The sequence below is a fragment of the Nocardiopsis sp. TNDT3 genome, from assembly GCF_003427465.1.
GTDB classification, from domain to species: domain Bacteria; phylum Actinomycetota; class Actinomycetes; order Streptosporangiales; family Streptosporangiaceae; genus Nocardiopsis; species Nocardiopsis dassonvillei.
Genome location: NZ_QPFC01000514.1, coordinates 1 through 10,498, shown reverse-complemented (window position 1 = coordinate 10,498; position 10,498 = coordinate 1). Strand labels below are relative to the sequence as shown.

Here is a 10,498-nt window from a genome sequence, read left to right as displayed (position 1 = left end):
GGGGCGGGCATGACGGTCATGGGGTCCTTCTCGTGCGGCGGAGGACGGCGCCCTCCCTACGCCCGTGGGACGCGCGATCGCCCCCGTGTGTTCGCGCCCCCTGCCCGGCGCCGACGACGCGGAATCGCCCAGGACGGGACGGAACCAGGCCCTGGCGGGGGCTGATACGTGGCCCTTCCTCGCACATGCCGGGGCCGGGACCGTCCTGTGACGGCCCCGGCCGGTCATTGCGACGGGGTGCCCATGCCCCGGTCCTGGTGCTCCGAGGTCTCGACTAAACCCTCGGCAGGAGACCTTCCATCACGGTGTAGACGTCGTGGGGGAACGCGACTCCCTGGAGGAGGAAGACCGTGCCGAGAGCGCCCGTCCAGGGACGGTCGACGCCGTCCGTGTATCCGGCTCCTCCGATCACCACGTCGCCGTCGGCGTGCCAGGCGCCCTCGCGTTCCGCGTCCTCCTGCCGGACACCGTCGACGTAGAGGGCGAGTGTTCCGTCCACGTGGTCGTAGATACCGGTCAAATGGGTCCACCTCCCCGTCTCCGCCCAGGCGGAGGCGACGCGGCTGACCTCAGCTCCCTCGGAGTCCCCGGCCGATGTCTCGAAGACCCACGCCTCCAGTTCGGCGTCGTACCCCAGCACGAACCCACCGGTGTGCTCGCCGCTCTGGGAGAGCGCGACGGCGTCGGAGCCGCCCTCGTCCAAACGCACCCACACCGAGGCGGTGAAGCTGCGGTCGGTGCGCACAGCCGCTCCGTCCGTGCGCAGGTGCTCCTGCGCGGTTCCGTCGAGAAGGATCGCGGAGGTGTAGGTCCAGTCGTTGAACGCCCCCTCCCACACCGTCGCGGGGTCACCGTGCAGTGTCGCGTCCAGGCCGTGGTCGGAACCGTCCGCGGCGGCCGCACCACCGCTCTCCTCCAACATCCACCGGCCCTCCAGGGCCAGCGGCAGGTTGGCGTGCTGCCACACCTCCGACCGCTTGGTGCTGGTGTAGGGCGCGTCCTCGACGATGAGGAGGCGGTCCCATACCTTGACGTGATCGACCGCTCCCGGCCAACTGCCCGAGAAGGCGTCCGCTTCCCGGCCGCCTCCGATGACGAACGGGCCCTCAGCGTTCCAGGCGGAGTCCCACGCGGCGCTTCCCTGATGGGCGCCCTCGACGTAGAGGGCGATCTCTCCGGTTTCCGGATCGTGCTGACCGCTGAGCTGTGTCCACACGCCCGCCTGAGCGGGAACGGTGGAGACCACGCGCTGGTCGAACCCGGCCTGCGGTCCGTCCTGAGAGGCTGTCTGGAACACCCATGCCTCCTCGGAGGCGTCGTAACCGAGCTGGAAGCCGCTCAGATGTTCGCCGTCCTGGGAGAGGGCGACGGCGTCGGTGCCGGTCTCGTCCAACCGGACCCAGGCCGACACCGCGAAGGCCTCCGAGGTGTCGACGACCGCCGTGTCGGTGCGCAGGTGTCCGTCAGCCGTGGCCACGGCCGTGCCCTCCAGCCGGTAACCGCTGCCCTGGCGCTCGCCCACGCGGCCACGGGTCCAGGCGATGCCGCCGTCCCCCGTAGCAGAGCGGTCCTCTGACATGACGTCCGAGGCGCTCGTCCCCTCACCTTCGTCGAGGAGGAAGTAGGCCACGGGGTCGGCCAGGGAAGCCACCAGGACCTCGTACACCGACTCGCACGCGGAGGTGTTGCCGTAGGCGTCGACGCTCCGGGCGTAGATCCACTGGGGTCCCGACCTCTGCGGTGTGACCGAGACGGTGGCGGAGGCACCGGGCTCATCGAGTTCCACCCGGGTGTTGCACAGGGGTTCCAGGCCGAGGTTGTACTCGTAGGAGACCGCGTCCAGCGTTCCGTTGTTGGCGAAGGTGAACTCCGCTGTCCGACCGGGTGCTCCCTGGAAACCACCGTTGGGAAGGTAGTCGTCGGAGGTGACCAGCGGAGGCGCTTCGGGTCCGTCGGTGTTGACTTCGATCCAGCACCACTCGGACCACTCACCCGGCTCCTGGTTGTCATGGCCGCGCGCGCGATAGCGCATGAGGGTGTCTTCGGGCAGGCCGCTCGCGGTTACCGACAGCGGATAGGGGTCACGGCCGGGGTGGTGCCAGGTATGGGTCGACTCGGCCGCGCCGAGGAGTTCGTCGGTGCCCTCCAGGGTCCACTCGAACTCGGCCCTGATCCGTTGTGCCCCGGTCTCGGAGTCGGGATCGCGGAAGACTCCTCTCAGGAGGGGTGCTGTGCTGCCGATAAGTGTGGGGGCATCCTGGTCGGTGGAGCACACCCTTCCCCGCGCGGTGAGCGTGGCGGTGTCGGGCCGGTCCGGAGGACGGTTGTCGTCGGCGAGCGCCTGCGACGGGGAGAGGAGTGACAAGGCCAGTACCGAGGCGGCCGAGACCGCCGTCGTACGGGTCAGGGAACGACGCATGAGGGGGATTGCCTGTCTGGTCGAGGGCCGCCTCGTGGGCGGACCCGGGACACGAACGGGAAAAAGCTATCCATGTGCTCACATAAGCCACAAGGTTCGCTTTTCTCCATCAAGGCGCACACATGTACTGACCTCACCCCAAACGCGGATGACCGCTTGTGGACACCCGCCACCGGCCCCGCCACCACGCGAGGGGGCCGGGACCGCCCTCGCGGTCCCGGCCCCGTAGCCGCCCCGACCCGGCGGCTAGCCGCGCGGGGGCAGCGTGCGGCTGCGGCCCCGGAACTCGGCGACGACCTCCTCGCCCCGGCGGACCGTGACGTCGTACAGGCCGCTGCGGCCGAACAGCGCCCGCTCCCGGGCGGTGGCCACCAGCACGTCACCCTCCTTCGCCGGGGCCACGAAGGTCACGTCCGCCCCCGAGGCCACGGTCACCCCTCCCCCGTCCACGTTGCACGCGCACGCGAACGCGGTGTCGGCCAGGGTGAACACGAACCCGCCGTGGGCGATCCCGTGCCCGTTGAGCATCAGCGGCCCCACGGTCATCTCCACGACCGCCAGTCCGTCGCTGGCCTCGACCAGGCGCATCCCCAGGTTCTTGGACGCCATGTCCGCCTCGAACATCCGCCAGGCGGTCTCGTTGCGCGCGCTCACGCGTCGTAGTCCACGGTCACGGCGTCGCTCTCGGGCAACGCCTGGCACGACAGCGCGTACCCCGCCGCCACCTCGGCCTCGGTGAGCGCGTAGTTGCGCAGCATCCGCACCTCGCCCTCGCACACCTTCACCCGGCAGGTGCCGCACACCCCGCCCTTGCAGGCGAAGGGCAGGTCCGGCCGGTAGCGCTGCGCGGCGTCCAGCACGGGCACCCCGCGCGGCAGCGTCAGGGTGGTGGTGCGCCCGTCCAGCACGAGGGTCACCTCGCTGGCGGGCCCCTCCACGCCGGGCTCCTCGTGGCGCGCCTGGGGCGGCGGCTCGGCGCCCTCCACGAAGAACAGCTCCTGGTGGATCCGCTCCCCCGGCACGCCCCGGCCCGTGAGCACCTCCTGGGCGTCGGTGACCATGCCGTACGGTCCGCACAGCCACCAGTGGTCGACGGCGTCGGCGGCCACGACCGTGTCCAGCAGCGCCTCCAGCTTGGCGCCGTCCAGGCGCCCGGTGAACAGCTCGGCCTCGCGCGGCTCGCGGGAGAGCACGTGCACCAGCTCGAAGCGCGTTCCGAACGCGTCCTTGAGGTCGGCGATCTCGTCGGCGAACATCACCGTGTCGCTGCGGCGGTTGCCGTAGAGCAGGGTGACGCGCGAGTCGGTGCGGCGCAGCAGCGAGGAGGCCATGGACAGCACCGGGGTGATGCCCGAACCGGCGGCGACCATCACGTGGCGGGCCGCGGTGTCCAGGTCGGGGACGAAGCGGCCGGTGGGCGCGCCCACCTCCACCTCGTCGCCGGGGCGCACCTCGTTGACCAGCCAGTTGGAGAACAGGCCGCCCGAGACCAGGCGCACGCCCACACGGGGCGCCTGGCCGACGGGGGCGCACACGGAGTAGCTGCGGCGCTCCTCCACGCCGTCCACCTCGCGGCGCAGGGTCAGCGACTGCCCGGGGGCGAACGCGTACTCCTCGGCCAGGTGGTCGGGGACGTCGAAGGTGACGGCGACGGCGTCGTCGCACAGGCGCTCGACGGCGGCCACGCGCAGCCGGTGGAACGCGCCCCGGCGGCGCGCGGCCGCGGGCGCGGTCTCGGTGACGGGTGTGGTCACGGTCAGATCTCCTTGACGTGCTCGAACGGTTCGAGGCAGGACCGGCAGCGGTGCAGGGACTTGCAGGAGGTCGCGCCGAAGCGGGACAGCTCCTCGGTCCGGCCGGACCCGCACAGTGGGCAGCGCGGTGCGGTACGGGTGGGCAGCAGGGTCAGCGGCACCGGCCCGGCGGCCCGCGCGGGCGCGCCGCCCGGCGGGGAGATGCCGTGCTCGGCGAGCTTGCGCCTGCCCTCGGCGGTGATCCAGTCGGTGGTCCAGGGCGGGGAGAGCTCGGTGCGCACCTCGACCCGGTCGAACCCGGCGGCGCGCACGGCGCGGTCCACGTCCGCGCGCATCTCGGCCAGGGCCGGGCAGCCCGAGTAGGTGGGGGTGATCCACACCGCGGCGGTTCCGTCGCCCTCGACCTCCACGCGGCGCAGGATGCCGAGGTCGGCCAGGGTGAGCATGGGCAGCTCGGGGTCGGTGACCGCGGCGGCGGCGCGCTCGGCGCGCTCGCGGGCCCGGTCCCGGGTGGTGGTCACCATGTCGCCTCCGGGTGCTCGCGGGCCACCTTCTGGAATTCGTCCAGCAGGGGGGCCAGTTCGGCGGTGTGCTCTCCCCGGCGTCCGGCCAGGGCCGGTGCGGGGAAGGGCGCGGGGGCGTCCAGGGTGGCGGTGGTGAGCACCTGCGCCAGGACGGCGTGCACCTCCTCGCGCACGGTGGCCGGGTCCACACCCACGCCCTGCTGAGCCATGCGGGCCTCGACGGGGTGGGTGGCGAACAGCTCGCCGGTGAGCGGCCACACCTCGGCGACGGCGGCGGTCATGCGCTCGCGGGAGTAGGGGGTGCCGTCGCCCAGGCGCAGGGCCCAGGAGACCGCGTACTCGCGGTGGTAGGCCAGCTCGTTGACCGCCTTGGCCGCGACGGCGGCCAGCACGGGGTCGCGGCTGTCGGCCAGGCGGGCGAACACGGCCAGGCGGGCGCTGGAGAGCGTCAGCAGGGTGACGACGGCGCGGGCGAAGTCGCCGCGGGGCGCCTCGGCCAGGCGGACGTTGCGGAACTCGGCGGGACCGCGCCGGTAGGCGAAGGCGTCCTCGTCGCGTCCGGTGCCGTCGGCCTGTCCGGCGCGGGCCAGCAGCAGGCGGGCCTGTCCGAGCAGGTCCAGGGCGATGTTGGCCAGCGCGACCTCCTCCTCCAGCTCGGGGGCGTCGGTCACCCAGTGGACGAGCCGCTGGGCCTGGATGAGCGCGTCGTCGCCGAGCATCTGGCAGTACAGCGCCAGGTCGGCCCCGTCGACCCCCTCGGGCAGGGTGGTGTCCACCCCGGCGAGGGCGTCGGTGAAGCCGGTGCCGAAGGCCCAGCGGGTGTCGCCGCCGTGCTCCTCGCTCAGGGCCGAGTAGATGTGGTCGCCGCTCAATGTCTTTTCCTTTGGCCTCGTGTGCGCCGGTCGTGCCGCCGCCCTAGATGTGCGGGACGTCCTCGGGGATGGGGTAGAACGTCGGGTGGCGGTAGACCTTGTCCCCGCTGGGCGCGAAGTAGGGGTCCTTCTCGTCGGGGCTGGAGGCGGCGATGTGCTCGGCGCGCACCACCCAGATGCTCACGCCCTCGTTGCGGCGGGTGTAGAGGTTGCGGGCGTTGTGCAGGGCCATGTGGTCGTCGGGGGCGTGCAGCGAGCCCACGTGGACGTGGTTGAGGCCGCGCTTGCCGCGCACGAAGACCTCGTAGAGCGGCCACTCGGGGCGGGCCGCCCCGGAACCGGCCGTGTTGTCGTCGCTCATACCGCGGCCTCCTCGGCGCTGGTGTGCTTGCGGGCGTAGGCGGTGGCGGCCTCGCGCACCCACGCGCCCTTCTCGTGGGCGGCCCGGCGGCGCTGGACGCGCTCGGCGTTCTTGGGTCCGGCGCCGGAGATGACCTGCTTGAACTCCACCCAGTCGGGTTCGCCGAAGTCGTGGTGGCCGCGCTCGGCGTTCCAGACCAGCTCGGGGTCGGGCAGGGTGACGCCGAGTTTCTCGGCCTGGGGGACGGTCATGTCCACGAACTTCTGGCGCAGGTCGTCGTTGGTGTCGCGCTTGATGCCCCAGGCCATGGACTGCTGTGTGTTGGGCGAGTCGGCGTCGGGCGGGCCGAACATCATCAGCGACGGCCACCACCAGCGGTCGACGGCGTCCTGGACCATCGCCCGCTGCTGGGGGGTGCCCTCCATCATGCGCATGAGCAGTTCGTAGCCCTGGCGCTGGTGGAAGGACTCCTCCTTGCAGATGCGCACCATGGCGCGGGCGTAGGGGCCGAAGGAGCTGCGGCACAGCGGGACCTGGTTGCAGATCGCGGCGCCGTCCACGAGCCAGCCGATGACGCCCACGTCGGCGAAGGTCAGCGACGGGTAGTTGAAGATCGAGGAGTACTTCTGGCGCCCCTCGATGAGGCGCTCGGTCAGGTCGGCGCGATCCACGCCCAGGGTCTCGGCGGCGGCGTACAGGTACAGCCCGTGCCCGGCCTCGTCCTGGACCTTGGCCAGCAGGATGGCCTTGCGCCGCAGGCTGGGCGCGGAGGCGATCCAGTCTCCCTCGGGCTGCATGCCGATGATCTCCGAGTGCGCGTGCTGGGAGACCTGGCGCACGAGCGTCCTGCGGTAGCCCTCGGGCATCCAGTCGCGCGGCTCGATGCGCTGGTCGGCGGCGATCCTGGCGTCGAACTCGGCCTGGAGGAGGTCGGCGTCGGGGGACGCCTCCCGGACCGTCTGGGTGCTCACTGGTTTCTCACCTCATTCATAACCGAACGTTCGGTCAGTAATTAGTATCCCCGGATTCCCCCGCCCGGGCAAGTCCGCCGGGCGGGGAAACCGCCAGCTCAGCTCCCGGAGAAGGTCGGCTTCTCCTTGGCCAGGAACGCGCGGACCGCTCCGACGTGGTCGGCGGTCTGTCCCAGCTGGTTCTGGAGGTCGGCCTCCTCCTCCAGCAGTTCGGGCAACTCGCGCCCGCCCACGGCGGCCGAGCGCACCTCCCGCTTGGCCGCCACGAACGCGCTGGTGGGCCCGGAGGCCAGACCCGCGGCCACGGCGTGGGCGCGCGCCTCCCAGGCGTCGTCGTCCACGACCTCGGTGACCAGGCCCAGCTCCAGGGCGCGCTCGGCGCCCACGACCGTGCCCAGCAGCATCAGCTCCATGGCCCGGGCCTGGCCCAGCGAGGCCACCAGGCGGGAGGCCAGCCCGGAGTCCGAGGCCAGGCCGATGCCGGTGAAGGCGGTGCCGAACTTGGCCCGGCGGGCCGCGATCCGCACGTCCCCGGCCAGGGCGAAACCCAGTCCCGCGCCCACGCAGGCGCCGCCGATGCCGACCACGACCGGCACCTGGACGTCCTCCAGGGCCAGCACGATGCGGTTGTAGTGCTCGCGCACGGTGTCCAGCGCGTCCTGGGGGCGCTCCTCCAGGATCCGCGCGTGCTCGGCCAGGTCCTGGCCCACGCAGAAGGCCTTGTCCGAGCCCAGCAGCAGCACCGCGCGGGCGGTGGTGGACCCCGCCGCCCGACGCAGCGCCGCCAGCAGTTCCTCCTTGACCCGCCGGGTCAGGGCGGGCGTGTTCAGCCGTACCGTGGCCAGCCCGTCGGCCTCGGTGAACTCCGCCGCCGCCTGTCCGGCCGCCGTGTCCTCGCTCAACGCTCTACTCTCCCTCGTCCCAGGTGTGGAAGCCCCGTCCGCTCTTGCGGCCCAGCCTTCCCTCGGCGACCATACGGCGCAGCAGCTCCGGAGGCGCGAACCGGTCCCCCAGTTCGGCGGCCAGGTACTCGGCGATGGCCAGGCGCACGTCCAGGCCCACCAGGTCGGTCAGGCGCAGCGGCCCCATGGGGTGGCGGTAGCCCAGCTCCATGGCGGTGTCGATGTCGGCGGGCGAGGCCACGCCCTCCTCGACCATGCGGATGGCCTCCAGCCCCAGCATGACGCCCAGGCGGCTGGTGGCGAACCCGGGCGCGTCGCGGACCACGACCTCGGTCTTGCCCAGGGCGGCGACCCAGGCGCGCGCCGAGGCCAGGACGGCCTCGTCGGTCTCGGGGGCCACGACCAGCTCCACGAGCTTGGAGGCGGGGACGGGGTTGAAGAAGTGGGTGCCCAGGAAGCGCGCGGGGCGTTGGAGGGCGGCGGCCAGCTCGGTGACCGACAGCGAACTGGTGTTGGAGGCCAGGACGGTGTCCTCGCCCACGGCGGCCTCGGCGGCGGTGAGCACGGCGATCTTCAGTTCGGGCCGCTCCGGCACGGCCTCCACGACCAGCCCGGCGTCGGCCGGGATGTCGGCGGGGGTGGTGACCGTGCGCAGCCGGGCCAGGTAGGCGGCCGGTTCGGCGTCGATCTTCCCGCGCCGGCGGGCTCTGTCCAGCCCGGCCGCCACGCGGGCGCGACCGGCCTCGGCGGCCTCGGCGGTGGCCTCGACCAGCACCACGTCGGCGCCGCGGGTGAGGAACTGCTGGACGATCCCGGCGCCCATGGTGCCGCCGCCGACGACGGCGACGGTGGCGGGAACGCCCGGCGCGGCGCCGCCCCCCTGCTCGGTGGTGCTCAACGCTTCTTCCTCTCCAGGAAACGGGTCATGCGCTCGTGCTTGTCGGCGCTCTCGAACAGCACGGCCTGCGTCAGGTCGTCGGCGAGCGGGTGGGGGCCGTCGGCGTCCAGGACCATCTTGGTCATGCGCAGGGCCAGCGCGGAGGAGGCGGCCATGCGGTCGATCAGGGCGTGGGCGCGTTCGCGCAACTCCCCGGAGGGCACGATCTCGGCGACCAGGCCGTGGCACAGCGCGGCCTCGGCGTCCAGGCGGTAGCCGCCCAGCAGCACCTGCTTGGCCACCGAGGCGCCGACCAGCTCCCGCAGCCGCCAGCACGCGCCCGCCCCCGCGATGATGCCCAGACCCGGCTCGGGCTGGGCGAACACGGCGGTGGGGGTGGCGATGCGGATGTCGCAGGCGTAGGACAGCTCGGCGCCGCCGCCCAGGGCGTAGCCGTCCACGGCCGCCACGGTGGGCGCACGGAGGCGGTGCAGGCGTTCGAACAGGCGGCTGTTGATCCCGGCCAGCGCCTCCTCGCGGCCGCGTTCGCGCAGTTCGGAGATGTCGGCGCCGCCCGCGAACACGGTGCCGTGCCCGGTCAGGAGCAGCGGCCTGGGCTCGGCCTCGATCCGCTCGCACACCCGGTGCAGTTCGGCGATCATCGTCGCGTTGATGGCGTTGCGGGCCTCGGGGCGGTGGAGCTGGACCACCACGCGGTCCTCGCGCCACTCCACGTCCAGGGTGGTGAAGTCCCCGTCGGCCCGGTGCGCGGTGCCGTCGCTCGCGCTCACGGGCGCTCCACCAGCAGTGCGACGCCCTGGCCCACACCCACGCACAGGGTGGCCAGGCCGCGGGCGGCGTCCTCGCGCTCCATGCGGTTGAGCAGGGTGACCAGGATGCGGGCGCCGGAGCTGCCCAGCGGGTGGCCCAGCGCGATGGCGCCGCCGTCGGCGTTGACGCGCTCCTCCTCCAGCTTGAGCTGGCGCATCACGGCCAGGGACTGGGCGGCGAAGGCCTCGTTGAGCTCCACGGCGCCGACCCCGTCCAGGTCCCACCCGGCGCGGCCGAGCACCTTGCGGGTGGCCGGGACCGGACCCAGGCCCATGACCTGCGGGTCCACCCCGGCCGAGGCGGAGGCGACCACGCGGGCGCGGGGGGTCAGGCCGTAGCGGCGCACGGCCTCGGCGCCGGCCAGCACCAGCGCGGAGGCGCCGTCGGAGAGGGAGGAGGAGTTGCCCGCGGTGACGATGCCGCCCTCGCGGAAGACCGGGCGCAGCCCGGCCAGGCTCTCCATGCTGGAGCCGGGGCGCGGGCCCTCGTCGGCGGTGACCTCGCTGGTCTGGCCCTTGCGTCCGCGCACGGTGACGGGGACGGTCTCGGCGTCGAAGCGGCCCGCCTCGGCGGCGGCGACCGCGCGCTCGTGGCTGCGCAGCGCGAAGGCGTCGCACTCCTCGCGGGTGAGCCCCTCCAGGAGCGCGACCTCCTCGGCGGTCTCGCCCATGGACAGGGTGTAGCGCAGATCGTCGGGGCCCGCGTCGACGGGCGCCTCGGCGTCGGCCGCGGCGAAGCGCGGGTTGGTGAAACGCCAGCCCAGGGAGGTGTCGGCGACCTCGCCCGGCTTGGCCCAGGGGGTTCCGGGCTTGGCCATCACCCAGGGGGCCCGGGTCATGGACTCCACGCCGCCCGCGACCACCACGTCGGCCTCGCCCGCGCGGATGGCCTGCGCGGCGGAGGCGACGGCGGTCAGGCCGCTGGCGCACAGCCGGTTGACGGTGTAGCCGGGCACGCTCGGGTCGAGTCCGGCCAGCAGCGCCGCCA

General features: G+C 73.1%; 11 protein-coding genes. All 11 read right to left on the bottom strand.

The annotated features are described in order from the left end of the window. Positions 1 to 274: 274 nt before the first annotated feature. Complete coding sequence (locus DQW06_RS13480) at positions 275 to 2,419, bottom strand: LamG domain-containing protein (protein WP_117198568.1); 2,145 nt, start codon at positions 2,417 to 2,419, stop codon at positions 275 to 277. A 246-nt stretch (positions 2,420 to 2,665) separates the two neighbouring features. Further along, positions 2,666 to 3,073: a hydroxyphenylacetyl-CoA thioesterase PaaI gene (paaI, locus tag DQW06_RS13475; protein WP_013153503.1), complete on the bottom strand. Its 408-nt coding sequence runs from the start codon at positions 3,071 to 3,073 to the stop codon at positions 2,666 to 2,668. Continuing rightward, positions 3,070 to 4,173: a 1,2-phenylacetyl-CoA epoxidase subunit PaaE gene (gene paaE, locus DQW06_RS13470; RefSeq protein WP_071622233.1), complete on the bottom strand. Its 1,104-nt coding sequence runs from the start codon at positions 4,171 to 4,173 to the stop codon at positions 3,070 to 3,072. The genes paaI and paaE overlap by 4 nt, the downstream gene beginning before the upstream one ends. Before the next feature lie 2 nt (positions 4,174 to 4,175). Beyond that, positions 4,176 to 4,697, bottom strand: a complete 522-nt coding sequence (paaD, locus tag DQW06_RS13465; protein WP_013153505.1) for a 1,2-phenylacetyl-CoA epoxidase subunit PaaD — start codon at positions 4,695 to 4,697, stop codon at positions 4,176 to 4,178. Beyond that, the gene (gene paaC / locus DQW06_RS13460; RefSeq protein ID WP_117198567.1) at positions 4,691 to 5,569 is read right to left on the bottom strand and encodes a 1,2-phenylacetyl-CoA epoxidase subunit PaaC; all 879 of its coding nucleotides are present in this window, start codon (positions 5,567 to 5,569) and stop codon (positions 4,691 to 4,693) included. The genes paaD and paaC overlap by 7 nt, the downstream gene beginning before the upstream one ends. Positions 5,570 to 5,612: 43 nt before the next feature. Next, positions 5,613 to 5,930 (bottom strand): 1,2-phenylacetyl-CoA epoxidase subunit PaaB, encoded by a 318-nt coding sequence (gene paaB / locus DQW06_RS13455; RefSeq protein ID WP_013153507.1) that lies wholly within the window; start codon positions 5,928 to 5,930, stop codon positions 5,613 to 5,615. Next, positions 5,927 to 6,901 carry a 1,2-phenylacetyl-CoA epoxidase subunit PaaA gene (paaA, locus tag DQW06_RS13450; protein ID WP_013153508.1) on the bottom strand — a complete coding sequence of 325 codons (975 nt, stop codon included), beginning with the start codon at positions 6,899 to 6,901 and terminating at the stop codon, positions 5,927 to 5,929. Before paaA ends, paaB begins: the two co-directional genes overlap by 4 nt. 98 nt (positions 6,902 to 6,999) lie before the next feature. After that, a complete protein-coding gene (locus DQW06_RS13445; protein WP_013153509.1) occupies positions 7,000 to 7,803 on the bottom strand; it encodes an enoyl-CoA hydratase/isomerase family protein in 804 nt (267 codons plus the stop codon). A 4-nt stretch (positions 7,804 to 7,807) separates the two neighbouring features. Next, a complete protein-coding gene (locus tag DQW06_RS13440) occupies positions 7,808 to 8,701 on the bottom strand; it encodes a 3-hydroxyacyl-CoA dehydrogenase family protein (RefSeq protein WP_117198566.1) in 894 nt (297 codons plus the stop codon). Then, positions 8,698 to 9,471, bottom strand: a complete 774-nt coding sequence (locus tag DQW06_RS13435) for an enoyl-CoA hydratase/isomerase family protein (RefSeq protein ID WP_117198565.1) — start codon at positions 9,469 to 9,471, stop codon at positions 8,698 to 8,700. Before DQW06_RS13435 ends, DQW06_RS13440 begins: the two co-directional genes overlap by 4 nt. After that, a partial coding sequence (locus DQW06_RS13430; RefSeq protein ID WP_157983436.1) for a thiolase family protein occupies positions 9,468 to 10,498 on the bottom strand: 1,031 nt, incomplete at its 5' end. The genes DQW06_RS13435 and DQW06_RS13430, both read right to left, overlap by 4 nt.